The 26,573-nt window shown below is 53.2% G+C and carries 28 protein-coding genes; 11 read left to right on the top strand and 17 right to left on the bottom strand.

What is annotated here, in order from left to right:
- Positions 1-25 precede the first annotated feature (25 nt).
- The 8 genes from RB2501_RS16125 to RB2501_RS10245 all read right to left on the bottom strand — a co-directional run bounded on the left by RB2501_RS16125 (position 26) and on the right by RB2501_RS10245 (position 5,282).
- A complete protein-coding gene (locus RB2501_RS16125; protein ID WP_148214345.1) occupies positions 26-346 on the bottom strand; it encodes a hypothetical protein in 321 nt (106 codons plus the stop codon).
- A gap of 45 nt (positions 347-391) precedes the next feature.
- Positions 392-1,243: a hypothetical protein gene (locus tag RB2501_RS15860; protein ID WP_148214344.1), complete on the bottom strand. Its 852-nt coding sequence runs from the start codon at positions 1,241-1,243 to the stop codon at positions 392-394.
- Positions 1,209-1,427, bottom strand: coding sequence for a hypothetical protein (locus RB2501_RS10275; RefSeq protein WP_015754738.1), 219 nt, complete (start codon positions 1,425-1,427; stop codon positions 1,209-1,211). The genes RB2501_RS15860 and RB2501_RS10275 overlap by 35 nt, the downstream gene beginning before the upstream one ends.
- A 251-nt stretch (positions 1,428-1,678) precedes the next feature.
- Positions 1,679-1,999 carry a hypothetical protein gene (locus tag RB2501_RS10270; RefSeq protein WP_015754736.1) on the bottom strand — a complete coding sequence of 107 codons (321 nt, stop codon included), beginning with the start codon at positions 1,997-1,999 and terminating at the stop codon, positions 1,679-1,681.
- A gap of 12 nt (positions 2,000-2,011) precedes the next feature.
- A complete protein-coding gene (locus tag RB2501_RS10265; protein WP_015754735.1) occupies positions 2,012-2,455 on the bottom strand; it encodes a hypothetical protein in 444 nt (147 codons plus the stop codon).
- A gap of 26 nt (positions 2,456-2,481) precedes the next feature.
- Complete coding sequence (locus RB2501_RS10260; RefSeq protein ID WP_015754734.1) at positions 2,482-4,233, bottom strand: hypothetical protein; 1,752 nt, start codon at positions 4,231-4,233, stop codon at positions 2,482-2,484.
- A gap of 176 nt (positions 4,234-4,409) precedes the next feature.
- Entirely contained in the window at positions 4,410-4,766 is a 357-nt protein-coding gene (locus tag RB2501_RS10255) for a hypothetical protein (RefSeq protein WP_015754733.1), read from the bottom strand.
- A 330-nt stretch (positions 4,767-5,096) separates the two neighbouring features.
- Positions 5,097-5,282, bottom strand: coding sequence for a hypothetical protein (locus RB2501_RS10245; protein ID WP_015754731.1), 186 nt, complete (start codon positions 5,280-5,282; stop codon positions 5,097-5,099).
- A 101-nt stretch (positions 5,283-5,383) separates the two neighbouring features.
- Between RB2501_RS10245 and RB2501_RS10240 the strand changes: the two genes are divergently transcribed.
- Entirely contained in the window at positions 5,384-5,731 is a 348-nt protein-coding gene (locus RB2501_RS10240) for a hypothetical protein (protein WP_148214343.1), read from the top strand.
- A gap of 241 nt (positions 5,732-5,972) precedes the next feature.
- Here RB2501_RS10240 and RB2501_RS10235 read toward each other — a convergent pair whose 3' ends face one another.
- Positions 5,973-6,209: a hypothetical protein gene (locus tag RB2501_RS10235; protein WP_015754728.1), complete on the bottom strand. Its 237-nt coding sequence runs from the start codon at positions 6,207-6,209 to the stop codon at positions 5,973-5,975.
- 169 nt (positions 6,210-6,378) lie between these two features.
- Complete coding sequence (locus tag RB2501_RS10230; RefSeq protein ID WP_148214342.1) at positions 6,379-6,657, bottom strand: hypothetical protein; 279 nt, start codon at positions 6,655-6,657, stop codon at positions 6,379-6,381.
- Between the two features lie 89 nt (positions 6,658-6,746).
- On the opposite strand from RB2501_RS10230, the gene RB2501_RS10225 reads away from it, so the two are divergent.
- Complete coding sequence (locus RB2501_RS10225) at positions 6,747-7,277, top strand: helix-turn-helix domain-containing protein (protein ID WP_015754726.1); 531 nt, start codon at positions 6,747-6,749, stop codon at positions 7,275-7,277.
- A 6-nt stretch (positions 7,278-7,283) separates the two neighbouring features.
- On the opposite strand, the gene RB2501_RS10220 is transcribed toward RB2501_RS10225, so the two are convergent.
- A complete protein-coding gene (locus RB2501_RS10220; RefSeq protein WP_015754725.1) occupies positions 7,284-7,472 on the bottom strand; it encodes a hypothetical protein in 189 nt (62 codons plus the stop codon).
- Entirely contained in the window at positions 7,459-8,001 is a 543-nt protein-coding gene (locus RB2501_RS10215; protein WP_015754724.1) for a hypothetical protein, read from the bottom strand. Before RB2501_RS10215 ends, RB2501_RS10220 begins: the two co-directional genes overlap by 14 nt.
- A gap of 449 nt (positions 8,002-8,450) precedes the next feature.
- Between RB2501_RS10215 and RB2501_RS10210 the strand changes: the two genes are divergently transcribed.
- Entirely contained in the window at positions 8,451-8,657 is a 207-nt protein-coding gene (locus RB2501_RS10210) for a hypothetical protein (protein ID WP_015754723.1), read from the top strand.
- Positions 8,658-8,763: 106 nt separating this feature from the next.
- Complete coding sequence (locus RB2501_RS10205) at positions 8,764-10,842, top strand: tetratricopeptide repeat-containing sensor histidine kinase (protein ID WP_015754722.1); 2,079 nt, start codon at positions 8,764-8,766, stop codon at positions 10,840-10,842.
- Here the strand turns inward: RB2501_RS10205 and bshB1 are convergent.
- The 4 genes from bshB1 to ccsA all read right to left on the bottom strand — a co-directional run bounded on the left by bshB1 (position 10,839) and on the right by ccsA (position 17,601).
- Complete coding sequence (gene bshB1 / locus RB2501_RS10200; protein WP_015754721.1) at positions 10,839-11,561, bottom strand: bacillithiol biosynthesis deacetylase BshB1; 723 nt, start codon at positions 11,559-11,561, stop codon at positions 10,839-10,841. The two genes, RB2501_RS10205 and bshB1, sit on opposite strands and share 4 nt — an antisense overlap.
- Positions 11,558-12,748 (bottom strand): trans-sulfuration enzyme family protein, encoded by a 1,191-nt coding sequence (locus RB2501_RS10195; RefSeq protein ID WP_015754720.1) that lies wholly within the window; start codon positions 12,746-12,748, stop codon positions 11,558-11,560. Before RB2501_RS10195 ends, bshB1 begins: the two co-directional genes overlap by 4 nt.
- Positions 12,749-12,782: 34 nt before the next feature.
- Positions 12,783-14,189 carry an MATE family efflux transporter gene (locus tag RB2501_RS10190; RefSeq protein WP_015754719.1) on the bottom strand — a complete coding sequence of 469 codons (1,407 nt, stop codon included), beginning with the start codon at positions 14,187-14,189 and terminating at the stop codon, positions 12,783-12,785.
- 211 nt (positions 14,190-14,400) lie between these two features.
- A complete protein-coding gene (gene ccsA / locus RB2501_RS10185; protein ID WP_015754718.1) occupies positions 14,401-17,601 on the bottom strand; it encodes a cytochrome c biogenesis protein CcsA in 3,201 nt (1,066 codons plus the stop codon).
- An 83-nt stretch (positions 17,602-17,684) separates the two neighbouring features.
- On the opposite strand from ccsA, the gene RB2501_RS10180 reads away from it, so the two are divergent.
- From RB2501_RS10180 to RB2501_RS10150, 7 genes are all read left to right on the top strand, one after another.
- Entirely contained in the window at positions 17,685-18,464 is a 780-nt protein-coding gene (locus RB2501_RS10180) for a Rossmann-like and DUF2520 domain-containing protein (protein ID WP_187289161.1), read from the top strand.
- Positions 18,448-18,975: a KdsC family phosphatase gene (locus tag RB2501_RS10175; RefSeq protein WP_015754716.1), complete on the top strand. Its 528-nt coding sequence runs from the start codon at positions 18,448-18,450 to the stop codon at positions 18,973-18,975. Before RB2501_RS10180 ends, RB2501_RS10175 begins: the two co-directional genes overlap by 17 nt.
- Entirely contained in the window at positions 18,975-19,571 is a 597-nt protein-coding gene (locus RB2501_RS10170) for a Maf family nucleotide pyrophosphatase (protein WP_015754715.1), read from the top strand. The genes RB2501_RS10175 and RB2501_RS10170 overlap by 1 nt, the downstream gene beginning before the upstream one ends.
- A 28-nt stretch (positions 19,572-19,599) precedes the next feature.
- On the top strand, positions 19,600-20,565 hold the full coding sequence (locus RB2501_RS10165; protein WP_015754714.1) for a hypothetical protein: 966 nt from the start codon (positions 19,600-19,602) through the stop codon (positions 20,563-20,565).
- 3 nt (positions 20,566-20,568) lie between these two features.
- A complete protein-coding gene (locus tag RB2501_RS10160; RefSeq protein ID WP_015754713.1) occupies positions 20,569-21,114 on the top strand; it encodes a mechanosensitive ion channel domain-containing protein in 546 nt (181 codons plus the stop codon).
- Between the two features lie 75 nt (positions 21,115-21,189).
- A complete protein-coding gene (locus RB2501_RS10155; protein ID WP_015754712.1) occupies positions 21,190-23,724 on the top strand; it encodes a PIG-L family deacetylase in 2,535 nt (844 codons plus the stop codon).
- A 110-nt stretch (positions 23,725-23,834) separates the two neighbouring features.
- Entirely contained in the window at positions 23,835-25,541 is a 1,707-nt protein-coding gene (locus RB2501_RS10150) for a sodium:solute symporter (protein WP_041327743.1), read from the top strand.
- A 105-nt stretch (positions 25,542-25,646) separates the two neighbouring features.
- Here RB2501_RS10150 and RB2501_RS10145 read toward each other — a convergent pair whose 3' ends face one another.
- Entirely contained in the window at positions 25,647-26,489 is an 843-nt protein-coding gene (locus RB2501_RS10145; protein WP_015754709.1) for a DUF2911 domain-containing protein, read from the bottom strand.
- Positions 26,490-26,573: the final 84 nt, after the last annotated feature.

The following is a 26,573-nucleotide window of genomic DNA, read 5'->3' as shown; positions in this document are numbered from 1 at the left end:
GGGGTGCACTGACATCGTTTTGCCATCAGGAAACTTTCGATAGTGACCCCTGGGTGATTTCCTTTTTCAGATTCTCTTGCTCCTGGGTGAACCGTTTAAATTTCAAATCCGCATTCTTTTGGTTCAGTGCCCGGAAGCAGACCGGTCCGTCATAATGGAAAATAAAACCAGTCAAGCCCTTTCTTTTGGCCTCGCTCCCGAAATCCATGGCCTGACGCCTTGTGGGATCGCGAAAGTCTGCCCAAATGCGCTGAAATGTCCGCCTGGGAGTCCCTGAGCTGGCCCATATAATCAGAACCAGAAATAGGGCGGCCAAGGTGTAGGCAATAATGTGTAGAAAAATCATAGTGTCGTTTTTAGGTAGTACTTGATGTTGCTCTTGGAATTCAGCTTAATTATCGGCAGGTGCCCGGGGTTTCAGGCATTCAATGCCGTCGCGTATGCTCCTGAGAACTTCCTCGGCGGTTTCCTCCAGGCTGAGCAAACGGCGCTGCAATCTGTCTGCGCCGCCGTCCTTTACAAATCTGACGGCCATCCCTATTTTTTCAATTTCATCGTCATTTCCGTAGTAGGGTTTTCGGTGTGGAATCATTACTCCCGAATGCTTGCTGAACTGGCTCACATTTTCCGCTAGCTGATCATGCTTTTTTTGGAAATGCTCCACGTTCTGTCGCTCGTGGGACCTACCCTTTTCATACTCGGATTTTAGCTTGTCCTCAATTTCGGACCGGAGAATAAAACCGTCCTTTGATGCTGCCCGGCGGAGCAACGCAGCCAGAAATGCCCGGGTGATCGGCTTGGGGGTCAGGGTCGGTGCCTTTTTTCGAATGTAAATCCGGCTGCCTTTGATTTCCATCCACCCCCACGGGCCGGGGATTTCTTCGAGCTTGGCAATGTTTTCACCATGAGTGAGTAGCCAAAAAGCGTCGCAGTATTGGAAAATGTTTTCTTGTTTACGGGGGTTCTTGATTTCCCGAAGCCAATCGCCCCGGTATCTTTTCAGTTCAATACCCTGGAGCTGTAGCCCGCGGCTCGGCCAAAGGCTCATAAGCATAAAATCAGCGGACCGGTGACGACCACCCGTGGTGTCGCTCACCTCCTGCAATAGGACGTAGGCGTTTTCAGGGAATTTCTTGCGGAGTATGGAGTATGGACTACTCATTTGTTGGTGTTGTGGGATTTTTCTAGATATGAGTGCGGATCTTCCATTACTTTTTTCTCTTTCTCCTATTCCTTTCAGCACGGGTTAGTTTCTGCTTGGGTTTTTCCGATTTATCATCGGTGGTACTGCCGGCCGGACCGACTTTTGTGGTGGGTTCTTCGGGGGGGCTGGTCTTTTTTCGGACGTACAGCTCGACACCGCATACAATGGCTAATACAATAGTAAGTGCAATAATTACGAATATTGTGGCCTCAGAATCGGTCATAATTACTTGATTTTACGATTTCTATGAATGTGCTTTTTGTTACCCAAATGGATGTCTTACAATATTTTTTGGTTTCGAAAATACTCCCTGATCCAGGCGATTATATATTCAAATCGTTCGCGGAAGGGAGAGTGATAAATCATAACCGCTCCGATGAGCATCCCCAATATGAGGCTTCCGAGTAGGTAGATGTAGTACAACATTTGTGGTGGTATTTACTTGATGTAGATTTTAACTTTTCCTCGCAGGCGCTACATGAAAAGCGCCTGAATTTCCCGCAGTGTTTCGCGGTCCCCGGAACATTGCTTTTCCAATTCATCGATCCGCTTTAGCTTCTTCACATAATCACACAGGTGCTCCAGGGCAACGCCTTTGGCGCGTAGAATCTCATTTTTTATCAGCGGATGTGATGGATTGAGCGCAGCTATAGCCTCCTGCCTGCTGGCTTGACTCATAAATCTTTCGGCCGCCTGGCGACAGAAATCGGTGTCCAATTGAGTAATCATTGGAATTATGGCCCGAATCAACACGGCCTGTTCCTCAGCTTTTATTTCATCATCTAGTTTTTCCATGGCCCGAAAATTTTAGTATGAATAGACTTGTTCGCGCTGCAAATCGACAAACTCCCGAACGGGTTCCCCGTCCGGTCTTTGAAATTCAATGAGCTCGTCCCCGCGGTCCTGTTTTCCTCCCTGTTTGGAATAGATGTACCAAATTCCATTGTACTGATAGAAAGGAACTCCGTTGATTTTGGGTGTCGTCTGAGTGGAATTCGGGTTAATTACGACCAGTGCATACCTGTTCTTCCGATTTTTGTTTAGTAACCAACGATCCGAATAGGCTGGTAGTCCCTGGAATGTGTCGTCGATAAAATTTTCGAGTCCCCTATCGCCCCCGGCATCCCAATGTTTGTTTATTTGACGATAGGTAAGAGCCGTAGAGGCAAGTTGCTCGGGTTCGTCCTTCTCACATCCCCCGAGGATATAGGCCAGACATAGTACTGCGATAATAAAAAGTGGTGTTTTCATAATGGTATTTTACTTGGATTAATAATTCAGTTTTGGTAATGCTTTTTCCGCCGGTCGTTTTCACGGTTTTTGGTAAACTCAGCGATGTAATGCTCGATATTGGACCTGATAGCCCTTGGCATGACATTTAAGATGTAACGCTGCAAAGCCTCATGGGTCAGCTTGCCGTTATAGTGCCGAGCAAGCTGCCGGAACAGGGCTTTTTTGGCTTTCTGATGTAAGAGGTCACGCTGGTTTTTCTCCCACTGCTTTTGGTCTCTGGCACGTCTTTTTTGTAATGACACCTTCCGGCGAGTGATAAACCGGTCACAGAAACTGCGGAAAGAGTAATCTGCTTTATTGCCCGGGTCTAAGTAGCGGGGTGGAAAGGCCGGAGTAAATTGACCTGTATTGACATTTTGAATTGCTCCAAACTGCCTGTTTAATAGGGCTTCTTCGAAATACAGGTAGGTTTCCAGTGCCTTTACTTTGGTGTAGGAGTGTCCTGTATTTACCTTCATCACCTGATCATACCATCGGTTCATTACAAAGGTCCAGGCGTGGCAATCATACTTCCCGGATGGGTATAGCTGAGCGGCAAGTTTAAAAAACTCCTGAATCAATAGCATCCGGAATTCCTCCTTACTCAGTACGCCAAGCCGGGATTCAAGTTGTAAAAGCTGGTGATCGATGGGGCGGTAGAACTCATATTTCCCGGCAGCTATCATCTGTGCAAGCAGAAAAGGTGCAGCCAGTCGTTCCCGTAGCATTTTGGAGTTTGCCAGGGCCCGGGCTTGCTTTTCGGGATCCGTCACCGGTTGTTTTCCAGGGCCTGGAGCACCATTTTCCCCGGTGGTGATGCAGGCCGCCCCATTATTTTCGGCGGCGCCTGCAGCCCCCGGCTTTTTTGCGTCCCCGGCGCCCGCATGGGCGCAAGGTTCTGCGGTGCTTGGTGATCTAGTCATTTCGTCCGAAGGACGTGCAACATTTTCCAGGCTTGCCTGGTCCGCATCGGGCGTTGTTGAGTTATCAACACGCCCTATTTCTTCTATATTACTTAGTGTTCTAGTAGTTATGCCTGTATGCATAAAATTTTTATGCATATCATTTGTAACTTGCTGATTTTCAAGGGTGGTTATATGGCCGGTAAAATCATCTGAAAATGCCATTATAAGCGGGTTTATAAAGTGGGTGGTGCCCCGCTTACTGCCGTGGAAAACACCGCCGATCAGCACCCCCGCTTCCATCAAGCGGAGCTTGCGGTTTCGGATCGTTTGTGTACGCACATCGGTCAAATACACCCCAGATTTATGCCGGGACTTAACGAATTTCTTGCTGTTGATCTGAACCGGCATAAGCTCCCGGATGTAGTCGGTTCCAAGTGTCCGCCAACTCTTATTGCTTTTCATCAATTGGCTGTTGTACTCCCAAATAATGTGTGTAAACATCTGCTCGTGAGAATCCCGGAGCGGCTGTATTTTTTTTAGCTGGATGATTTCCTTGCCACACTTGGCATTGTACTCCTGGGCCTTGGCGTTATAGTCCCAAGTGGTAAAGAAAGTGATGGTTCCGTCCTTTTCGTGGCGTAGCCCAATTCGGTTGTTTAGTACAAACCCCTGGTTCTGTTTTCTCAGATTGCCGGACTCGTCCTTTTTCCAAGCCTCCCTGCACATGCGGTTTTGATTGGCGACTTGCCGGTTTGCCGACACAACCGATCGGTTGTACTGCTCCCGAAATGCCACGTATCGTATCATCATTTCGGCCTTGGCCTCTGATGATATAATGGGGTAGACGGCCATAAACGGCGATTTACCGCTTCGGTACGCTCTCCATAGCGGGCGATCCCCTGCCCACGCATCGGAAAGCACTTCGGCCGTTCTGCGCGGCCTACTTGCTCTACTGCTCATGTTGTTGCTTTTTTAACTGTTGACTTTGGTGTGAATAGTTGGGGATTGTTTTGTTGTTGGTGATGGAGTCAGCTGCCCAGCAGGGCAGCGAAATCTATTTCGCCATCCAAGGGCACCTGCGTTTCCGAGTAAAAAAGGGCCGCCCGGGCCTGCTCGCTGAGCCAGACATCTTCCCGAATGGGTTTGAGGCTGAACAGCATTTTATCGAATGACGGCCAGTATCGCCAGAATTCCTTTGTGGCCGCCTGGCGCAGGTGGATGAATTCCCGTGCGTCGGACACTCCGACGGCTGCCGCTGCTACGGCCTTATCCAGGCATTTATTTTCAAGTGAGGTTATCAGGCTGCTTCGCACAACCAAATAGACGCCGATCACGAAAACGACCAGCCAGATACTGAGAACTATGGTGTAGAAGTAATACCACATCTTATTTGAATTTGAGGGTTAGGTAACAGTGCGGGTGATCCTGGTGGGTCAATATGCTCACCCGGAGTCCATAGAGGACGGTTCGCAGCCGCTGAAGTACCACCGAGTTCAGGCGCTCACCCGCCCGGAGTTTGACCGTGAAAACAGCTCTATAGTTTTTGCAGGCGTGCTTTTTAGCCTTTACATCCGAGACGCACGGCAATTTTTCCAGCTTGGAAAGTGGGCTTTGCAGGTCTTGGGGAAACTGTGCCATGTCTAGGTCGCGCCCTCCCCCGGAAGCTTGCCGGAGCACTTGCATTTGCGTATAATTTGATGCCGGGTAGGTGACACTCATGGCCGATCAGATATAGCCTGAGCACCAACAACGGGAATATTGTAGGGTTTCAGCCTGGTTTTAAGTCTTTTCAGGTGGTTTATCATCGGGATAATGTGCCGCTGCACAAGTTCCGGATGATCATCGCCCATGTCCTTTAATTGGGCGATCCTGGCGGATAGAGTTTCTAGGTTTGGTGTCATAACTGAGATATTTTACTTGATGTGACGGAGTTCACGTGTTGAGTTTAACTATAGGGGCCTTGGTGATTTTGGCTATATTGATCGCTTTAAAAACCGAACCAATGGAAAATGAAAACCAAGAGGGAAACCTCGAAAATTCCAAAGCCTCCAATACTGAGCTTGCTGATGTTTTAAAAGACTTCCTCAATGGAAAAAACTTTGAGAAAATTATCGAAGCAATCACAGAGGGCAACCGGGACCACAAAGGGCTGAAACGGGTACACTCCGAAAGCAACCTGACGTACTGGAGGCTTCGCTTTAGAAAGGAGGCGGCTGTTATTTTTGTCATATTAATTGCCATTTGCTTGCTTTCTATGTATGATAAAATTGAGAATGATACTTTGGGCACTTTGTTAGGATCTGTTATCGGTTATGCTATCGGTAATTTTAGCCTTTCATCAAAAAATTAATCTCGGTCCTCGGGAAACATCCAGAAGTACCACCACACAAGAAATTTCCATGCAAGGCCGAGCAGAATCATCCCGCCCATTACCAGGGCCATGACAAATAAGGTTGTCTTTAAAACCTCCATTCTCTTGCGTTTAGTTGGTTTTTTTAAAAGCTGCCGACCACCCCACGTGCCGACAGCTTGATTGAGGACAGAAATGACCTCTTGTTAACAAAAAGCCCCTCGCAGCGGGTTCCGAGTCGCTACGAAGGGCTAGCAGGCTCACGTCTGCTTGGTGCTTTGCGAAACGAGAAATTCTCTAAAAAATCCCGTGTCATTTCAACCTGGTCCAGCATTTGCCGGGTCGGTTTTTTGGTAGCCCGGTACATGATCCGGTTATCCATATTGGCCTCTTTCAAAATGAGTTCTGCCGCCTCCATGCGCTCGATCACGCTAAGCTTTTGGTAGAGAGAGAACAACAAATCGACGGCTGAGGCCATAATTTTTGTACTTTTACTCGCGTAGGCGCGGGGTGGTGCCCAAACCTACACTTACCTTTTTAAGGTATTTTACTTGATGTTAGGGGCGCCTCGTGCGTCCCTTTTTTGTTTTGGAAACTCCCCGCTCCCGGGGTTTGGCATAGTGGTTGTTAATATGTGTTAAAGCCAACTATGCCGATTCGGCCAATACTTCTTCTTCATACCAGCGGTCCAAGGCCTCGTAGTCAGTCGGTCCAATTTCATTACCATCGTCGTCATAATCCTTGTGCGGGGTATACCCCGTTTTACGACCATATACAATTCCTGAAATGTGTGCCCAATGCAGGCCATGTTCTTCACTTAAATCAGTCAGGGTGTCCATGGCTCCAGCACCAGCAAGCATGCGCCGCCTCCATTTTGCGAGTATTAACCGGTTGCGTTTATAAAGAGCAAGCTTATGAGGCGTCACAGGTCAGCAGTTTTAAGTATATTGTTTATGCAAGTCTAGTCATTTTTTTGCATCGAAGCAATATTTTTGCTAATCAATTTCCTATATAAATGCCAATTAGTAACAATCTTCCTGATAATCTGCGCTTTCTGCTTACACATCATCAGATTTCACAAGGTGATCTTGGCAATATGATAGGCACAAGGGCGAAAAACGTTAGTAATTGGGTTAATGGCGTGAGCAATCCCCCTATCGAAATGCTTATGGCAATAGCTAATGAGTTCAATGTGACGTTGGATCAACTAATTATCGGGGATGTGTCAAGTCCGGTGCCGGGTTACGTCGACTTTGTAGCCGACAACAGAAAAAACCGGTACCCCACAGTGCCAAAATCCGAGGAAAGCGAAATAGATAAGGATCACCTGATCCAATTACTCCAGAATCAAATAAAGGCCATGGAGGGCGACCTTTCGGGTAAATTAAAAGGGGTGCTTGAGCAGTTTTACGAAGAAAATTTCAGTGGGCACATGTCGAAAATTGATGATTTGTACGAAATGATGGGGCTGCCTGGAATCATGGAGAACTTGCAGAAAAACATGGACGAAATCAACCGGGCCAGGCAATCAAAAAAGGGTCGGTAACATCCGCTATTTCCGATCCATTATAAGCCGCATCAGCTGCTCTTTGTTCCTCAAATTACTCTTTTCTACCAACACCAAATACTCCTCATAGTAACCCTTGGTGAGTATTTCAAATTCGTCGATGCTGATTTCCTGGTTTCGGAACTGGCGTCGGGCTTCAGTGATGCGTGTATTTAAACTCTTAATCGCGTCCATCTGATCGCCCTCGTTTTATCTTAAAAGCCGCCTCCACGAGACTTTCAAGCAGCATAATTCGCTTGGATCGTTCAAGTTTTGCCTTTCGTATTCCGTAATCCGACACGGCAATTAGCACCACAAAAAAAGCTGTAGCGCCTGCGGCATATAGGTGAAGGATCCAATCGTCCAATAAGATTTCGGGGGAGAAAACCCAGATGACCTGGATGGTGTATATATAACACGGAATGGCATAAGCCATGCGCCAGGGCCGAAATATGGCGCCCAGCATGAGCAACATGGGGGATGCTGATTGTGAGAGCACCCAAATAAATGTTTTGGTGCTTTTGAACCCATAGGTATTATCGAGCTCAATATCAATCGCCTTGTCTGCAAACAACATGAGTCCAGACAAGGCGACGAGTAATGCGGCAATACTTCTAATTACCGCCCTGACTACCGGGTCTTTCGACTTCTGCTCGATCAACGCCGTCTCCGCCTTGATCTCCTGGTCGCTCAATTTCTTCCCGGTCAACTTGGTAGACCTCATACTCGGATGCTTCTGACTTTTCACATGAGATTGAGGTTGCCCCGATCATTCCAATTGCGAGGATTGCGATAAACTTTTTCATAATGAACTGTATTTAAAGGTTTTACATATCCCTTTAAAGTACGTCCACTATTGGTCAATTATCCTGTCTCAATTTCATAGTTTTCCAATTTTTTTCAAATAGGAAAACCGTTGTAAAATAAGGGGTTTCGGTCAGTTGCGGTTACATAAAAACCGTACTCTTTCTATGGTTTTTATCTAACGGGAAGACATCGATTCCACAAGCGAAGTGCATTCAATATTTTTCGATCCTTGGCGATATTTTCATATTTTCAAGGCTACGGTCAAAATCCCGAGGGCGGCAGAGGCTCAGGGTCCTATCCAAGCAGTGCTTTTTTTCCGCAAAAAGTAAGGCTCACAGTATGCAGTTTAATTTTTAAGGTTCCGACATGAATAATTTACCCCTGATTTTCAGCACGTTAAAGCGGCTGAAAATGACGGCCTCGTTTGTGGTTCCAGAGGTCGCCGGTTCGAACCCGGTCTTCCACCCGCAGCAAGCCCCCGGAAAACACTCCGGGGGCTTCTTTTTTTCCGGCCACGCAGATGCGTATTCCGACACCCTGGCCTGCCGGTCTGCACCCCCGTTTTATCGATGAAATGCATCATACCTTCGATAAAACACACAAAAAATAGCATTTCACAACAAACTTTCGGCCTCCCGGGGGCTTTGCGCCTAATTTTAGAGTTCCTTTAAGCCAGCCGATGAATCCTTTGCGTAAATATTTAATTTTATCGTCCCTGCTCCCATTCCTGCTGGCGTTCCTCTGGACGCCTGCTGTGCTTTTGGCTGCAGAGGAAAACCCCAGAGAGGAAATCCTCAGGGAAATCCGCTCCCTGGAACGCAGTGCCGGTTTCTCTCCCAGGGACACAACCTATATCAACCGCCTGATCGACCTGGCGGGGGAAATGCGTTTCTATCAGGCAGACAGCCTGCACCAATTGGCCAAACGTTCTCTAACCCTGAGCGAGAAGGCCGGATACCTGCTCGGGGAAGCCCGCTCCTATTTAAGGCTGGCCGACTTCCATTCGGACAAGGGGAATAGCGACAAGGCCATCGAATTCTATAAAAAAGGCCTGGTGCTCGCCGGGGAAGCAGGGGCGGACAACCTGAAAATCAGCGCCCTGAATGGCTTATCCGGGGAATACGTGTACCAGGGTGATATCGCGGGGGCGCTTACCAAATACCTGGAGGCCCTGGAGCTCGCCGAACAAACCGGGGAACTGGTCATGCAGTCCATCATCAACGAGAATATCGCCAACCTTTACGCAGAGCAAAAGGACTACGACCATTGCCTGGAATATTTCAAAAAGGTCAAGCGGATCAACAACAAGCTGGGCAACGACATTATTAACGCGGAGACCATGAGCAACCTGGCCTCCGTTTATGCGGATATGGGGAACCTGGAATACGCCATGTTCAATATCAACCAAAGCATCGACACCTTCGAGGAAAACCGTATCCTGGACTGGCTGGCCTTTGCTTATGAAACCAAGGGCAAGGTCTATCTCAAGAAATTCAACTACAAATGGGCGCTCTACTGGTACAACCAGGCCGAGATGCTCCACATGAACCTGGACGATGACCGCTCGCGGATTGACCTGCTCAACGGAATGGCCGAAGCGCATTTCGGGCAGGGCAACGACAGCCTGGCAGCTGCCTACGCCACAGAGGGCTTCCGGATCAGCGAAAAAATCAATTTCCGGGAGGGCAAACGGGACTGTGCCCAAACCCTTTATCGTATCCACCGGAAAAAGGCCGACTATGCCACAGCCCTGGTTTACCACGAAGTTTTCCAGAAATTATCGGATTCCATTTCCCGCAGCGAAAACCGCCAGAGCCTCAGCCTGCTGAAAACCCGCAATGAGTTTGAGCAACAAAAAGCGGAGCTTATAGAGGCAAACGAAAAGGCCCTTGCCCAGCAAAAACGCTACGTGCGGATCGGCTGGGTCATCCTGTTTATCGCCCTGGTGATTATCTACCTGGTCAACCGTTCAAAAAAATTGCAGAAGCGGCTGGCCGAAGAACTAAGCACGAAAAAAGACATCCTGGAGGTTCGCAAAACGGAGCTGCAGGCAAATAACCAGACCAAAACAAAGCTGTTCTCCATCATCGGCCACGACTTACGAGGCCCTATAGGCGCCCTGCAGAGCCTGCTGAACATGTACACGGAAGGAGAGATGAAAAAAGAGGAATTCCTCTCGTTTATCCCCAAATTAAAATCGGATGTCGACCATATATTCTTTACGCTGAACAACCTGCTCTCCTGGGGGCACTCCCAGCTTGAAGGCGCCAATACCAAGCCGGTAAACACCTCCCTGGAACACATCGTAGAGGAGAACATCAACCTGTTGTCCGAAATCGCCGAGCAAAAATCCATTCGGGTTGTCAGTGAACTGGAGGGCAACACGGAGGTTTGGGCAGACCCGAATCAAGTCGATATCGTGATCCGGAACCTGATCAGCAATGCCTTGAAATTTACCCCGGAAAACGGGATCGTCAGCCTCCGGGCGGAGGACAAGGAAACGCACTGGCAAATCGCTGTGCGGGATACGGGGGTTGGCATCGACCGGGTGACCTTGTCCAAGCTTTTCCAGGACACAAGCAATACCTCTACCTACGGAACCAACAATGAAAAAGGTACCGGCCTCGGACTTTCCCTATGTAAAGAAATGGTTGAGAAAAACAAAGGTAAAATATGGGTAGACAGTACTTTGCGAATTGGAAGTACCTTTTATTTCACCTTGCCAAAGGCTACTGAGAAATACAGTGCCGCCGTTTAAATCAACTGCTCCAGCGAATCCACTGCCACCGGCCGTTCGGCTGTAAACCCTTCTGCGTATTCCACTCCGATGAGCCGCCCCAAATCCCGGGCGCGGTAACTGACACTGTCTGTAAAATTCCGGCTGCTGATGGGCGTTTCAGGCTCCTCGCTGTCCGGGTCAAAAAATTGCGAGGCATACGCGTGGATCGCCTCGAGTTTCTTTTCCATAAACCCCGTGACATCCACCACCACATCGGGCACGAGGTTCTTCCATTGAATATAATGGTATACCTGTTTCGGGCGCCATGGCTCCTGCCAGTGATCGTCCCCTTCCAGGCGCGTATCGATCTTCACCAGGCCGCTCAAAAAACAGGCGTCGCTCACCAGGGAACTCCCCCGGCCGTGATCGATGTGCCGGTCATCAACAGCATTGCACAACACCCGTTCCGGCCGAAACCTGCGGATCTGGCGGATAATCGCCAACTGGTGCTCCCGGTCATTGCGGAAAAATCCGTCGGCAAATCCCATATTTTCCCGGATGGCCAGCCCGAGTATTTCCGCCGCCTTCGCGGCTTCCCTGTCCCGGATTTCCGCGGTCCCCCGGGTTCCGAGCTCCCCCCGTGTCAGGTCGATAATCCCCACTTTTTTTCCGGCTGCAACCGTTTTGGCAATCGTTGCGCCGGCTCCGAGTTCCGCGTCGTCCGGATGCGCCCCGAATACGAGTAAATCCAATTTCATACGGCGCCTTCTTTTTGAGGGGTTACGCCTGCCTGCTTCCGGGCGCTGGCAATGGCCTGGTCCAGGTCGGCGGACAAATCTTCAAAATCCTCAATACCCGCGGAGAAACGGATCAGGTTCGGGCGAATGCCCGCGCGCTGCCTATCGGCCTCCGACAAGAGGGCATGGGATGTAAGGGTAGGAATGGTCAGCGTACTTTCCACCCCGGCCAGGCTCATAGAGGGCCGAACCCACTTCAATGCGCGGACAAATCCTTCCAGGGGGATTCCCGGGGCAAGCTCAAAGGATAACATACCGCCAAACCCGTGCATCTGAGCCCGGGCAATCGCATGGCCCGGATGGGATTCAAGCCCCGGGTAATACACCGAAGAAACATCCGGGTGGTCCTGCAGGTGGCGGGCCAGGCGCAAAGCGTTCTCGCTCTGGGCCTTTACCCGCAGTCCCAGGGTTTTTAAACTGCGCTCCAGCATCCATGTTGTCTGGTCGCTCAGGCTCCCCCCGAGGTTCTTGGCCAGTTGGAAGATCCGGTCGATGTGTTCCCGGGAAGCCGCAACGGCCCCGGCACAGATATCGGAGTGCCCGCCCATGTATTTTGTGGCGGAATGGATGACCACGTCGATGCCAAAATCTGCCGGGTTCTGGTTTACCGGGCTGGCAAATGTATTGTCTATAAGCGTAGTGAGCCCGCGGTCTGCAGCCAGTTTGGACACGGCCTCCAGATCGGTAATCAGCAAAAGCGGGTTGGAAGGCGTTTCCAGGTAAAGCACGCGTGTTTCCGGGCGGATAGCTGCCTCGAAGTCCGCCACCCCGGTCCCTTCCACAAAGGTAAAGTCGATTCCGTACTTGCCGAATTCCTCTTTGATCAGGCTGTGGGTCCCCCCGTAGGATTGCTGGGAAAGCACCACGTGGTCCCCGTGGTTGAGGAATGCCAGCAGCGACGTACTCACCGCCGCCATCCCGCTGCCAAAGATCAGCGCAGCCTCCGTGTGTTCCAGGGCCGCGATCTTCCGGCACAGGGCCTCCTGGTTCGGGGTGTTGAAGTAGCGGGGATATCGCTTGACATCCACGTGTTCATAGGCATAGGAGGTGCTCATATAGAGGGGGGAAACCGCCCCCTGGAATTGTTCGTCCGGAACAGCCCCAACATGGGTGCAGGTGGTGTTCAGTCCGGCTTTGCGCTTGCTCATATCGATTGGATTAAGTCCAAAAATAACACTTTCGTCAGACCTGGAAGGTTTTCCACTTGCCTTTCCGGAAAGCCACCACCGCCAGGACGGAAAGCAGGACCTCGGCCAGGGTGATGGCCAGGAATACCCCCATGGGGCCCATCTCCAGGGTCTGGGAGGCCACGTAGGCAAAGGGCAGCTGGAAAAGCCAGAAGGCCACCAGGTTGATCCGCGTCGGTGTACGGGTATCCCCGGACCCGTTAAAGGCCTGGGTAACCACCATGCCGTAGGCGTAAAACAGATAGCCGGCGGTGATGATCCGCAGGCAGAGCGCCCCGCTCTCCACCACCGGGACAGCCTGGCTGAAAAACCCGATGATTTCCGGGGCAAAAATCAGGTAGACCACCGAAACGGCAAGCATGAAGACGGCGTTGTATTTCCCCGTTTTCCACACCGAGGCCTCCGCCCGGTCCGGTTTGCGGGCACCCAGGTTCTGCCCCACCAGCGTCGCCGCGGCGTTGCTCATGCCCCAGGCGGGCATCAGCGTAAACATCAGTACGCGGATGGCAATGGTATAACCGGCCAGGATCTCCGCGCCGAATTCACTCATCAGGCGCATGAGGAATACCCAGCTGGACGTGCCGATGAGGAACTGCGCAATCCCCCCGAGGGAAACCCGTACAAGGTTCCACATGACCTTCAGGTTGAGTACCCAGCTCCGCAGGGTGATCCGAATGCGGCTCCACCCAAAGATCAATACCAGGAACTGGAAGATTACGGCTGTCCCCCTTCCGATGTTTGTGGCTATAGCCGCGCCCATCACCCCGTATTCCGGCACCGGCCCCAACCCGAAAATAAAAATCGGGTCCAGGATGATGTTCAGGCCGTTTGAGAGGAACAGTGTCCACATGGCCATGGAGGCATCCCCGGCCCCTCGGAAGATGGCGTTGATCATAAAGAGCAGCATAATCGTGATATTCCCGCCCAGCAACCATCGCGTGTACCCGGATCCCTCGGCGATCAGGTCCGGTTCGGCCCCCATGATCGCTAGTATCTCCTCGGCGTAGAGAAAACCGGCAATACCGACGGCCAGCGACACCAGCACCCCCAGCACAATGGCCTGGACAGCAGCTTCCCGGGCTCCCGAAAGGTCCTTCTCCCCTACCCGACGGGCAACCACCGCTGTCGCCGCCATACTCAGGCCAATGGCCACTGCGTAGACCAGGGTAATGACGGATTCCGTCAGCCCGATGGTAGCTACTGCATTGACGCTGACCCGCGAAACATAGGCAATATCGACCACGGCGAATACGGATTCCATCATCATCTCCATGATCATGGGTATGGACAGCATAAAAATGGCCTTACGCAGGCTGCCGGTGGTGAAATCGGACTGGGTCCCGCGGATTGCCTGCAGGAAATACCGGAATAATTTGGTTATCGCAAATTGGGAGGATGACATGATGCAAAAATTATGTGGTTGAAGGAGGGTGAAAAATTGCGGGCAGCATGGCCGGGGATGCTTATCGCACCCGGGCCGAAAGCCGGATATCCGCAAATGGGCACATAATTCTTAGAGCTTCATGGTGTACCAAAGAAAAGGAATTTTTCTTATAGTGGGAAGGCCCGGACTAAAAAAATGCAGTAACCAGCAGTTTACAACTCCCTGAGGCCTAGTGCCGCGTATCGGTTTTTCCCACGTAATGCACCTGGTACCTCCAGCGACTCAGCATACCGAGTACCACCACGCCTGCAACGGTGTACCACACAAAGGCCGGGGTAATTACCTGGGCGCCGCTGGCGTAGCTGTGCAGGCCTACCAGGTAAAAATTCACCCCAAAATAGGTCATCATGATACTGCCAAAGGCCACGATGCTGAGGAAATTAAAGGTCCATCGGCTTTTGAGGCCGGGGACCAGGCGCGCGTGGATCACGAAGGCGTAGACCAGGATGGAGATCAGCGCCCAGGTTTCCTTGGGGTCCCATCCCCAGTACCGCCCCCAGCTTTCATTGGCCCACTGCCCCCCGAGGAAGTTCCCGATGGTGAGCATGACCAGGCCGACAGTCAGCGCCAGTTCGTTGATAATGGTCAATTCGCGGAGGTTCATCCGCATACGCCGCTTGTTTTTCTCGGTTGTCATCAGGATCAGCAGCAGGCAGACCACCCCCAGGATCATCCCAACCGTGAGGGGTCCATAGCTCCCGACAATCACGGCTACGTGGATCATCAGCCAATAGCTGTCCAGGACAGGCACCAGATTTCCGATGGCCGGGTCTACCCAGCTTTGGTGGGCGATCCAGAGGAGCATGGAGGTGACAAAGGCCGAAGCAGCAATCGTCATGTCGCTTTTGCGGCCCAGCAAAAGGCCCATCCCCATACAGGCCCAGGAGACATAGAGAATGCTTTCATAGGCGTCCGACCAGGGGGCATGCCCGGAAATATACCACCGCAGGATCAGGCCGGCGGTGTGCCAGATAAACAGGATATAGATGATGCCTTTGAAGAAATACGTGGAAATATCCCAGATGCGCCGCTCCCTGAAAATGGCAAATATCAGGATGAAAAACAGCAGGACACCGCAAAGCGCGTAATACTTGTAAAGGCGGTTAAAAATGTCCAGGCGGTTGTAGATCACTTCCGTCTCTACCTTCCGGGCAGAGGGCAACACCTCACTGCCGTGGTTTTCCTGGTTTTGGCGGAACGCGGCCAGGAGTTTTTCCGCCTCGGAATAATCGCCGGTCCGGGCCCCTTTCTCCAGGGAGCTCAGGTAATAGGGTACTGCGTTGCGGATAAAGTTCGCATAGAGGCTGTCCTGTACCGGGAATTGCCCACTGCGGAATTCCAGGGCGGAAATCCACTTGTTGTTCGGGTGGTCAATCAGCGGGAAAATCTTCAGGATCTCGCCGCTGAGGGCCCGGTTCAGCAAACCGAGCCGGAAATAGGCGTCCTTGAAATCCTGCTGGAATTTATTCGGGTTGTTGGTGGCAAAAGCCTCCTGAAGGACGGGCTCCAGCTTGTTGTTCCCCGCATCGTCAAAAAAGTCGATCAGCCGGATATACCGTTGCCCCTCGGGTACGCCAATCAGGTTCCGGATACTGTCATTCTCGGTTTTTTTGTCCAGGGCAACGAACTCGGCCACCGTCCACAGGTTGGGCCGCATCATCATCGACAGCAGCACCTGGTCGGGGGTCAGCCCCTGGTAGTCGTTGCGCAAAGTCAGTTTCCTGAGCAGTTCAGAGGCAAAGGTATTCACGGGCTTCATCCGCCCCTCCTCATCCTGGATCACCAGATGGCCAAAACGGGAGGCCTGCTCCGCCGGCACAGCGGTGGCATGAATGATGGAATCTACCTGTTCGGGAGGCGGCATCCCGGCGTGCTCGTGCCCGTCGTCCGGGAGGGTCTGGGCCGAGGCGGCAAAACCTGTAAACAGCAATAGCAGCATCATGGCGGCTTTCTTGCGCTTGAGGTCTTCCAGGCGGCGGGTGAGCTCCCGGAACCGGGTCTTGCCGAAGAACATGATACCCATCAATCCGGCGTACAGCAGGAAGTAGCCGATATAGGTAACCCAGGTGCCCCAGAAATCGTGGTTCACCGAGAGCACCGTTCCTTTTTCGTCCGGGCTGAAACTCGCCTGGAAAAACCGGTATCCCCGGTGGTCGAGCACGTGGTTCATATAGATGTCGTAGTCAAACGGTCGTCCCTCCCCGGTGCTGTCGTGCACGGTAATCCGGCTCATGAAGGAGGCATAGCCCTGTTCCGTCCCCGGGTATTTTTCGGCGATGAAATCGTTTAAGGTGATGCTGAAAGGCAATTCGTGGATCTTGGAACCGTAGGCGGCGCGGAATGTAAGGCCCCCGATGGTCACCGGGTCGCTGTATTCAAAACGCCCTTTCCCGCCCAAAAGCGTCACTTCCCGGCTCGCATCCCCTGCCGAGAGGCGGACTGTAAGAGCATCCGGGTCGTTATCCGTTTGTTCATTCTCCGGGATGGGCATTACGCGGTACGCCCCCTGGACGGGCGGGTCGGGCACCACGAATTGCATACTGCCCAGGGTATAGAGCGACCGGAGCATCAGCGGCTGCACACTGTCGGCCACCACGGTCCCGCTTTGCTGGTCGGCCATGCGCATAAAGCTGCCCTCAAAAGGGGAATCAATGGTCAGGGTGCTATCTGTCCGGGTGATGTTCACAGCCCCGTCCACAGGGCGGTTCAGGGAAAAGAGTACGTTGTGGATGCTGGTGACCTCCCCGGATTCAAGGAAATGGTCGTGCCGCGACCCGCTTCCGGCTTCAACCAGTTTCAGGAACCAGTTGCCCCCAGCCTCCGGGGCAACACCCATTCGGGCACCCTGGGTGAAATCCACCACATCCACCTGTATGGGCGTACCGTTGAATTCGGTGGTCCAGGGCAGGCTGGACTGCTCGGCCTGTTCGGTAATAATCAGGTCGTCTTCCAGGGATTTGCGCTGGGGCTGGCCCTGTACTTCCCCGTCCACCAGGACGCTCAGGTACGTTTTATCCGAATAAAATACATTCTCGGTAGCCCCTTCGCGAATTGGCATCATGCCCTCGAAACTGATATAGCGGGTGATAAATGCCCCCACGAGGATCAGGATAAAGGAAAGGTGCAGGACCAAAACAGGCCACTTATTCCATTTCAGCAGGTCGTACCTGCGGATATTCCCGATAAAATTAATGACAAAGAAAACCATGATGGCCTCGAACCACCAGGCGTTATATATCCAAATTCGGGCGGTTTCCGTACTGTACCAGCTCTCGATAAAGGTACCGAATGCCATGGCCACGGCCATTACCAGGAATAATACCGCCATCAGGCGCGGGGAAAAAAGTATCCGGTTAACGGTTTGCAACATGCAGTTCGTCGTTGAAAAGGCAGTGCAAAAATAGCGGTTTTGGCGCGCAATCCAGCCCGATTTCCCAGATTAACATTTCGGATGTGTATTTTAGCACCGTGATCCGGATCCTACTTATCGGCAGCGGCAACCTGGCCTACCGCCTCTCGGGCGCCCTGGAGCAATCCAAAGGGGTTCGCCTGGTCGGCCTGCGGGCAAGGGATCCCGAAAAATTATCTGGATTTCCGGGAGCGGCTCCGCGAAGCGGGCTGGACGAGCCGGCACCCGATGCGGATATCTGCCTCCTGGCAGTTGCCGACCGGGCCATAGGGGATGTTGCAGCGGGTCTGAAAGGCTCCCCGGCCCTTGTTGTTCACTGCTCCGGGGCCCAGCCCCTGGCGACCCTGAAGGGCACCTCCCGCCACGGGGTCTTCTACCCTTTACAGACATTTTCCCGGGACCGCGAAGTTTCCCTGGCCGGCATCCCCGTGCTGACAGAGGCCGGCCGTCCGGAAGACCTGGCACTCCTGAATAAGCTCGCCAATGCCATGGGGTGCAGTCCCCAGCCGGCGAATTCAGATAAACGTCTGGCACTGCATCTGGCTGCCGTGTTTGTCAACAATTTTACCAACCATATGGTCTACCTGGGCGAATCGGTGGCCAGCGGGTCCGGCCTGGATAAAGACCTGCTCCGGCCCCTGCTCCGGGAAACCCTGGCAAAACTGGAAAGTCTTGGCCCCCGGGAGGCACAGACCGGCCCGGCCCGGCGGGGGGATACCGCCACACTTGCCAAACACCGGGAATTGCTCCGGGGGAAACCGGCGGCCGCGATATACGACCAGATTACTGAATCCATTATTTCGACATATGAAACTGAATTATAAGGAGCGGCTGAAAGATGTCCGCACATTCGTCTTTGACGTGGACGGGGTATTTACCGACAGTTCCCTGTTGATCACTACATCGGGAGAACTGCTTCGCAAGATGAGCGTGCGGGACGGATTCGCCGTCAAAACAGCCTTGTCCCGGGGGTATCGCATTTGCATCATCAGCGGCGGTTCCAATGAAGGCGTCCGCGCCAGGCTCCGGGCCCTCGGGGTTACCGATATTTTCCTGGGTGCGGGCCACAAGGAGTCCGTCCTCAGGGATTACATGGAAGACTACGATATCCCGGCGTCGGAAATCCTCTATATGGGCGACGATATCCCCGACCTGCCGGTGATGCAACAGGTGGGCATGGCGGCCTGTCCGCAGAATGCCGTCCCGGAAATCAAGGCGATATCCCACTATATCTCCCACCTGAACGGCGGGGACGGCTGCGTACGGGATATCATCCAGCAAGTACTTAAAGTCCGGGGGGACTGGGAGCACGGCTTCAACGCAAAACACGACTGATGCCCCGGCCGGACCACCAGCCACAGCACCTCGTACTCGGATCTGCCTCCCCCAGGAGGAAATCGCTCCTGGAGGCCATGGGCCTGGAGTTTGAGGTGCGTACCCAGGCGGCTGAGGAGCGCTTCCCCGAAAACCTAAAAACCTATGAAATAACGAATTACCTATCCGAACTTAAAGCGTCTGTATTACAAGACAGTCTTCCGGGCCGCGCCGTTTTGCTCACGGCGGATACCATCGTCTGCCTGGGGGACGAGGTGCTCGAAAAACCGGCTGGCGAGAAAGAGGCTCGGGAAATGCTCGGGAAACTTTCCGGGGCCTGGCACCAGGTATACACCTCGGTATGCCTGACCGCAAAGGGTTACAGGGAGGTTTTCCACGCCCGGACAGACGTGCGTTTTACCCGCGTAGACCCGGGTATGCTCACGACGTACCTGCATCTGGGAAATCCAATGGACAAGGCAGGGGGATATGGGATCCAGGAATGGATCGGGCTGGTTGGCGTAGAGGCCATCCGGGGTTCCTACACCAATGTAGTGGGATTACCCACCCAATTGGTCTACCAAAAATTACGCGATATGGTCCGGCGTGGTTTTTAACCTATTTTTGTTATCAAAAACAAAGACTATGCCCTGCCCCCGCCCTCAGAAATATACAACAGGTTTGCTCGTATTGCTATTGTTGGCTTCGGGCTGCAAACAAGGAGCCGAAACCGCTGATTCAGCCGGGGGTACCGATGGGGGTACTTCGCCTTCAGCGGATGCGACGGCCCCGCCCCGCCCGCTTACAGAGGATTTTAAATCCTATTGGTACGCAGGGGAGGCCGAGATCAGCTCGTATAGCCTCAGCCAGGCGCGTTACGGCGAATTGCGGGAAGGGGACGCTGCGCTGGTGTACGTCACCGAGCCTTTCAACCCCGGGAAACAGGTCAAGGCAGACCGGCCCGACAGCACCTCGGTTTCCGTGCTGAAATTAAACCGCACCCGTAAATTCCTCACCGGAATCTACCCATATTCCATTATGAGCAGTATATTCTACCCGGTTTCGGACAACCGACATGCCCTGAAAATCAGCACATCGGTACAGGAGTGGTGCGGTCATGTATACGCCCAGCTCAACAACCGGGAGGATTTTGAGATTACCGCCCATAGCTATTTTGAAAGCGAAGGGGAGCAGGAATTGCACCTGCCCAAAAACGTCCTGGAAGACGAACTCTGGACCCGGTTGCGGATTGCACCGGAGACCCTCCCACAGGGGAACCACGACGTAGTGCCCTCCATGGAATTCCTCCGGCTCAGGCACCAGCCTTTCCAGGCTTATCCGGCCACCCTGACCCTGAGCGAACCCGCGAAAGTCCGAACCTACACCATTACCTATCCCGGGTTGAACCGGACGCTGCAAATCCATTTTGACGGGGATTTTCCCCATACCATCCAGGGATGGACAGATTCCTATCCAAGCGGGTTTGGGGCCGACGCCCAGGTACTCACAACCACTGCTCAACTCAAGAATACGCTGAAAACTCCCTACTGGCGGCAAAACTCCAATAGCGACCTGCACCTGCGGGACAGCCTGGGATTATCCAAACGTTAACGGATGAAAGAGCTGCTGCTTACATTCCAAACCGAGTTCCTCTGGACGGGGATCTGTATGCTCGCCCTGGCTATTTCCAGGTTTTTGTCAATCCAGGCTATACGCAAAGTCGGCCGCCTGAGCGAGATGGACCGGGCACGGACCCGGTTGATCATCAAATATGTGGCTATCGGGCATACGGCTCTCCTGGTAAGTGCGCTGATCCTCATCTGGGGGGTTAACTTCCGGGAAATCGGCCTGATATTTTCTTCCGTTTTTGCAGTAATCGGGGTGGCCCTATTTGCCAGCTGGTCCATCCTCAGCAACATCACCGCCGGGGTCATCCTGTTTTTTACCTTCCCGTATAAGATCGGCGACCGGATACGCATCCACGACAAGGAACTCGAGGAAGACCGGGAATTCGTCATCGAGGATATCCGGGCCTTCCACGTCCACCTGAGGATGCGATCCGGGGAATTGCTGACCTACCCGAATAACCTCTTCCTCCAGAAGGCAGTTACCCTGGCATCGGAAGATGCCGGGGATCCGGAAGGCAGCGAGGCGCTGTAGTTGTTAAAGAAGTTCTAAATTGGGGCTCCGGGGAGGTTATCTTCCTATATTTGGGTACTGACAAACCCTCCAAACATGCTCAAAATACTGAGGCTGTCCATCGCGGCAATTTGCCTGTTACCCGGCCTGGGTCAGGGCCAGGCTCCAAACCCGCCGAGTTCCGTTACCCTCTACAATGATCTCCAGGACCTGAATTTCCTCGGTTCGGCCCTGTACATCGCCGCCCATCCGGACGATGAAAACACCCGTTTGATTTCCTACCTCTCCAATGCCGTCCATGCGCGCACGGCCTACCTTTCCATGACGCGTGGCGATGGGGGCCAAAACCTCATCGGCCCGGAGTTGCGGGAACTCCTGGGCGTTCTGCGTACACAGGAACTTCTCAATGCCCGACGAATAGACGGGGGCCGGCAGTTCTTTACCCGCGCTGTAGATTTCGGGTACTCCAAAAACCCGGAAGAAACGCTGGAGATTTGGGATAAGCAGCTTGTATTGTCGGATGTTGTTCGGATCATCCGACAATTTCGGCCGGATGTGATTATCAACCGGTTCGACCACCGAACTCCGGGAACCACACACGGGCACCATACCTCTTCGGCCATCCTGAGTAAGGAAGCCTTTGAACTGGCCGGCGATCCCGAAGCCTTTCCCGAGCAACTAAAAGAACTGGACACCTGGGAGCCCAGCCGCCTGTTCCACAATACCTCCTGGTGGTTCTACGGCAGTCGGGAGCGCTTCCTGAAAGAAATGGACCGGTCCAAACTGACGGTTCTGGATGTCGGGGTTTACTATCCGGAACGGGGGATGTCCAATAACGAAATTGCCTCCCTGGCCAGCAGCCAACACCTCTGCCAGGGGTTTGGAAGGCCCACCAGCCGCGGCAGTGAAGAGGAGTTTTTGGAATTGATCAGCGGAACACAAACCCAAGGAGACGATTTATTTGCGGGAATCGATACGAGTTGGGGACGGATGCCCGGGGGCGGCCCCGTCGGCGAAATCCTGGAAGGCGTGGCAGCGTCGTTTAATTTTACGGACCCTTCTGTGCATTTGCCCGAACTCCTGAAAGCCTATCAATTGCTGGATGCGGCACCGGATTCCTATTGGAAGGAGGTGAAAACCGGGGAGTTGACGGCATTGATTGCCGGCGTTTCCGGGCTTTACCTCGAGGCTTCCTCGGAAGATCCTCTGGCGGTCCCGGGCGACGTGGAAACCGTCAACCTGGAGCTGGTTAACCGATCCGGGGTCCCGGTAGCCGTTCAATCCATCGCCCTGGAATCCGGCACTCGGCTGGACAGCGCCTTCCCCCTCCCGGCCAACCAAAAAATCCAATTGGATCTGTCCCTGGAAATCCCTGAAGGCCACCCGGGCACTTCCCCCTACTGGTTGCGCGAACCGGGTACCCTGGGAACCTACCAGATCCCGGACCCCGAATTTATCGGGATGCCCCGCACCCCCCCGGCCTACCAGGTGCGGATCGACGCGCAAGTTGCCGGGATCCCCATTCGATTTGAGCGACCGGTAATCCACCGGTATTCGGAACCCGACCAGGGAGAGCGGTACCGGAGTTTTGACATCGTACCCCCTGTATCCACCTCCTTCGGCGAAACGGTGAGGCTGTTTGCGGAGGCCTCCGCGCAACCGGTGACGATCCGGGTAAAATCGAACGCCCAGAGCGTCTCGGGCACCGTTGGCCTGAATGTCCCGGAAGGATGGACGGTGCACCCCGCCTCCCAACCCTTCCAGTTGGACGGCCTGGGTTCCGAAGGATTATTTGAATTCCGCGTCACCCCCCCGGCCGGAGCAAGTGAAGGATCTATCCGCCCCGAAGTGGTTACCGGGGGGAACACATACAACCGGGAGATGATTGCGATAGCCTATGACCACATCCCCACCCAGACCGTACTGATGCCTGCTCAAATGCGCGTCGTTCGCCTGCAGGTGGAGAAGGCCGGGCAGCACATCGGATATCTGATGGGGGCCGGCGACGCCATGCCGGAAAACCTGGAAGCCATCGGATACACCGTACACCAGATTGGGACCGACGACCTGACCCCCGACAACCTGCAGCGCTTCGACGCGGTGGTGGTGGGGATCCGGGCATACAACGTCCTGGACGAGCTGCCTGTTAAAAACGACGCCCTGCTTACCTATACCAAAAACGGCGGCACTGTCATCGTCCAATACAATACCTCGGGGCGGGGCAACCTGGATTTCAGCAAATTCGCGCCATACCCGCTTCAAATTTCCAGGGATCGCGTTTCAGACGAGGGAGCCGAAGTTACCTTCCTGGAGCCCGAGCACCCGCTGCTCAACTTCCCAAACCCGATCGAACCTGCCGATTTTGACGGCTGGGTTCAGGAACGCGGCCTCTATTTCCCCGATAACTGGGACCCTGCCTATACCCCGTTATTTTCAATGAACGACCCGGGGGAGCCGGCACGGAAAGGCAGCCTGCTGGTAGCCCCGTACGGAGACGGACATTACATCTATACCGGCCTGAGTTTTTTCAGGGAATTGCCGGCGGGTGTCCCCGGCGCCTTTAAATTATTCGCAAACATGCTTTCCATCGGGAAGGCCCAAGTAAAGACAGACCGTGCAGTTAAAGGATGAAATGAAAGAAAAAATGGTGTGGAAGCGGGCCTACACCCTGGTGATCCTGCTCAACATCCTGTATATCCTGGTATTCTACTATATCATGATCACAAACGCCTGATATGGGGATGGGAACCTTAGATTGGATTATCCTGTCCGGGACATTGATCTTTATCGTGGCCTTTGGCGTCTGGCGCACCCGCGGGAGCCGGGACGTCGACGACTACGTCCGCGGGGGGAAACGCGCCAAATGGCTCACCGTCGGGCTATCCGTCATGGCCACCCAGGCCAGTGCCATCACCTTCCTCTCCACCCCGGGGCAGGCCTTCCACGACGGCATGGGCTTTGTCCAGTTCTATTTTGGCTTACCCCTGGCGATGATCATCATATGTATGGTGTTCGTCCCTATTTACCACCACCTGAAAGTCTATACGGCCTATGAATTCCTCGAAAAGCGTTTTGACCTGAAAACGCGTACCCTGGCCGCCATCCTGTTCCTGCTGCAGCGCGGTCTTGCGGCCGGGATCACGATTTTTGCCCCCTCCATCATCCTGTCGGCTGTATTGGGGTGGAACCTCAATACGCTGAACATCATCATCGGGATTATGGTGATTATCTACACGGTTTCCGGAGGGACCAAGGCTGTGAATGTTACCCAGAAACAACAGATGTTCGTGATCATGCTCGGCATGTTCATGGCCTTCTTCTTTATCCTGGGATACCTGCCCACCGACCTGACCTTCAGCAAAGCGCTCAAAGTGGCCGGAGCCAGCGACAAGCTGAATATCCTGAATTTCGACTTCGATACGGACAGCCGGTATACCTTTTGGAGCGGTATCACCGGGGGCCTGTTCCTGATGCTCGCCTATTTTGGAACGGACCAGAGCCAGGTGCAGCGCTACCTGTCCGGAAAATCGGTTCGGGAAAGCCAGCTGGGACTGATATTTAACGGCCTTTTAAAAATCCCCATGCAGTTTTTTATCCTGCTGGTGGGCGTCATGGTCTTTGTTTTTTACCAGTACAACCCGTCTCCCCTGAACTTTAACCCGGCAGCTACGGAAGCGGTGCTGGAATCCGAATATGCGGACGATTATGAACTCCTGCAGGAGGCTCACAGGGAACTGGAGGTCGAGAAAAAAATGGCGCAGGATGCCTTCTCATCGGCCCTGGATATTAAAGAGTATACTGCTACCATCGACGCGAAACAGCAAATCCTCGAGATCAACCGCCGGGAACAGGGCAACCGAGACGCCGCCCGGGAACTCATCGAGCGGGCAAACCCGTCGGTAGAAACGAATGACAAGGATTATGTGTTTATCCACTTTATCCTGAATTACCTCCCCCGGGGACTCATCGGCCTGTTGCTGGCGGTAATCCTTTCGGCAGCCATGTCCTCCACGGCCTCCGAATTGAATGCCCTGGGCACCATCAGCGCCCTGGATCTCTATAAGCGGAACCGACCCGATCACGAAGACCCGATGCATTATGTGAAAGCCTCGCGGGTGTTCACTTTTATCTGGGGGGTCATCGCCATTCTGATCGCCTGTTTTGCAGACCTGTTCGACAACCTGATCCAATTGGTAAATATCATCGGCTCCATATTTTACGGGAATGTCCTGGGAATCTTCCTGCTTGCCTTTTTCCTTAAATTCGTCCGGGGCAATGCCGTTTTCATCGCTGCCATCATCACGCAGGTCATCGTAGTGTTCGGCTGGTACTTTGACTGGATGTCCTACCTGTGGCTGAACGCTTTCGGGTGCGCACTGGTTATCCTGATCGCCCTGTTGCTGGAGAGTTTTGACCGGTTGTTGCGGAACCCCCCGGTACGCATCTGATCCCGCCAAAAAACCATAAAAAAACCGGACCCCAAAAGGTCCGGTTCTGCTTTTTCCCAAGGCCCGGCACCCCGGCCGGAAAACGCAGCTGCCAGGGGGCTCAGGTTACATGGCACCCCACTCCTTGAGGGAGTCCTGGTTCATCCTCACGTAATCCTGGTTCCCGGCCTCTTTTGCAACTTCCAGGGATTTCTTTGCCGCCGCAATGGCCCCTTTCTTATCGCCCATTTTTGCGTAGATCAACGATTTGACCCGCCACATCCAATAGGCATTCGGGGACATTTCAGTAGCCTTGTCGATCCAGGTTTTGGCCTGTTCCAAATCCTGCCCCTCGTCAAAGTAATAGGAGGCAGCCGCAAAATACTGGTTGGGCCCGGGGCCGCTCATTACGGACTGAATGCTCTTCATGGCCTTTTCCGTGGTGGGCACTTCAAAAGGCACCCCCACATAGGTGTTCTCCCAGAGCATTCCCAGGGAGGCCCCGTTGTTGGTTAAGTCGTCTACGGTGATGGTGAAAGTCTCTACCGGCATGGGCATTTCCATGACAGGTGCGGTAACCGTGGCAGCCACCTTGGAATCGTCCCACTGAGCCGGGAGCCCGCCGTTGTTGGAATCCGTATAAAAGTAGACTTCCCACTGCTCCTCTCCGGGTTTCGTATACAAAGCGTACGTCCCGGCTTCCAGGGATTTTCCTCCCACTTTTACGGGGTCCGAGAAGGAAACGGTAGTGTTCATGTTCGCCCCGGTCCGCCAGATGGCATCGTAGGGTACGAGTCCGCCGAAAATGGTGCGGCCCTTCATGGAGGGACGGGAATACTTAATTACCACGTCGGTGAGCCCGACGGTCTGGTGCAGTTCGGAGGCCGGGCTGGGTGCCGGCGTCTGCATCTGGGCAAGCCCGCAATAGCTGCTTGCCAGTGCCAGGAATAAAAGGTAGGATTTTTTCATCGGTTTAAAGTTTTAGTGTTTGGATCAAAGCTACTGATTCGCCCTGCCTGTAAATGTTAATTAAATCTAAAAAAAGCAAGGGCG

The sequence above is a fragment of the Robiginitalea biformata HTCC2501 genome (genome assembly GCF_000024125.1).
GTDB classification, from domain to species: domain Bacteria; phylum Bacteroidota; class Bacteroidia; order Flavobacteriales; family Flavobacteriaceae; genus Robiginitalea; species Robiginitalea biformata.
The sequence above is the reverse complement of the archived record's forward strand: the minus strand, read 5'-3'. Positions and strand labels throughout refer to the sequence as shown.

Excerpts from the sequence above, each read along its gene's own strand:
- RB2501_RS16125 (WP_148214345.1), bottom strand. The coding sequence starts at position 346 with ATGATTTTTCTACACATTATTGCCTACACCTTGGCCGCCCTATTTCTG.
- RB2501_RS10275 (WP_015754738.1), bottom strand. The coding sequence starts at position 1,427 with ATGACCGATTCTGAGGCCACAATATTCGTAATTATTGCACTTACTATT.
- RB2501_RS10270 (WP_015754736.1), bottom strand. The coding sequence starts at position 1,999 with ATGGAAAAACTAGATGATGAAATAAAAGCTGAGGAACAGGCCGTGTTG.
- RB2501_RS10265 (WP_015754735.1), bottom strand. The coding sequence starts at position 2,455 with ATGAAAACACCACTTTTTATTATCGCAGTACTATGTCTGGCCTATATC.
- RB2501_RS10260 (WP_015754734.1), bottom strand. The coding sequence starts at position 4,233 with ATGGCCGTCTACCCCATTATATCATCAGAGGCCAAGGCCGAAATGATG.
- RB2501_RS10255 (WP_015754733.1), bottom strand. The coding sequence starts at position 4,766 with ATGTGGTATTACTTCTACACCATAGTTCTCAGTATCTGGCTGGTCGTT.
- RB2501_RS10245 (WP_015754731.1), bottom strand. The coding sequence starts at position 5,282 with ATGACACCAAACCTAGAAACTCTATCCGCCAGGATCGCCCAATTAAAG.
- RB2501_RS10240 (WP_148214343.1), top strand. The coding sequence starts at position 5,384 with ATGGAAAATGAAAACCAAGAGGGAAACCTCGAAAATTCCAAAGCCTCC.
- RB2501_RS10235 (WP_015754728.1), bottom strand. The coding sequence starts at position 6,209 with ATGGCCTCAGCCGTCGATTTGTTGTTCTCTCTCTACCAAAAGCTTAGC.
- RB2501_RS10225 (WP_015754726.1), top strand. The coding sequence starts at position 6,747 with ATGCCAATTAGTAACAATCTTCCTGATAATCTGCGCTTTCTGCTTACA.
- RB2501_RS10220 (WP_015754725.1), bottom strand. The coding sequence starts at position 7,472 with ATGGACGCGATTAAGAGTTTAAATACACGCATCACTGAAGCCCGACGC.
- RB2501_RS10215 (WP_015754724.1), bottom strand. The coding sequence starts at position 8,001 with ATGAGGTCTACCAAGTTGACCGGGAAGAAATTGAGCGACCAGGAGATC.
- RB2501_RS10210 (WP_015754723.1), top strand. The coding sequence starts at position 8,451 with ATGAATAATTTACCCCTGATTTTCAGCACGTTAAAGCGGCTGAAAATG.
- RB2501_RS10205 (WP_015754722.1), top strand. The coding sequence starts at position 8,764 with ATGAATCCTTTGCGTAAATATTTAATTTTATCGTCCCTGCTCCCATTC.
- bshB1 (WP_015754721.1), bottom strand. The coding sequence starts at position 11,561 with ATGAAATTGGATTTACTCGTATTCGGGGCGCATCCGGACGACGCGGAA.
- RB2501_RS10195 (WP_015754720.1), bottom strand. The coding sequence starts at position 12,748 with ATGAGCAAGCGCAAAGCCGGACTGAACACCACCTGCACCCATGTTGGG.
- RB2501_RS10190 (WP_015754719.1), bottom strand. The coding sequence starts at position 14,189 with ATGTCATCCTCCCAATTTGCGATAACCAAATTATTCCGGTATTTCCTG.
- ccsA (WP_015754718.1), bottom strand. The coding sequence starts at position 17,601 with ATGTTGCAAACCGTTAACCGGATACTTTTTTCCCCGCGCCTGATGGCG.
- RB2501_RS10175 (WP_015754716.1), top strand. The coding sequence starts at position 18,448 with ATGAAACTGAATTATAAGGAGCGGCTGAAAGATGTCCGCACATTCGTC.
- RB2501_RS10170 (WP_015754715.1), top strand. The coding sequence starts at position 18,975 with ATGCCCCGGCCGGACCACCAGCCACAGCACCTCGTACTCGGATCTGCC.
- RB2501_RS10165 (WP_015754714.1), top strand. The coding sequence starts at position 19,600 with ATGCCCTGCCCCCGCCCTCAGAAATATACAACAGGTTTGCTCGTATTG.
- RB2501_RS10160 (WP_015754713.1), top strand. The coding sequence starts at position 20,569 with ATGAAAGAGCTGCTGCTTACATTCCAAACCGAGTTCCTCTGGACGGGG.
- RB2501_RS10155 (WP_015754712.1), top strand. The coding sequence starts at position 21,190 with ATGCTCAAAATACTGAGGCTGTCCATCGCGGCAATTTGCCTGTTACCC.
- RB2501_RS10150 (WP_041327743.1), top strand. The coding sequence starts at position 23,835 with ATGGGAACCTTAGATTGGATTATCCTGTCCGGGACATTGATCTTTATC.
- RB2501_RS10145 (WP_015754709.1), bottom strand. The coding sequence starts at position 26,489 with ATGAAAAAATCCTACCTTTTATTCCTGGCACTGGCAAGCAGCTATTGC.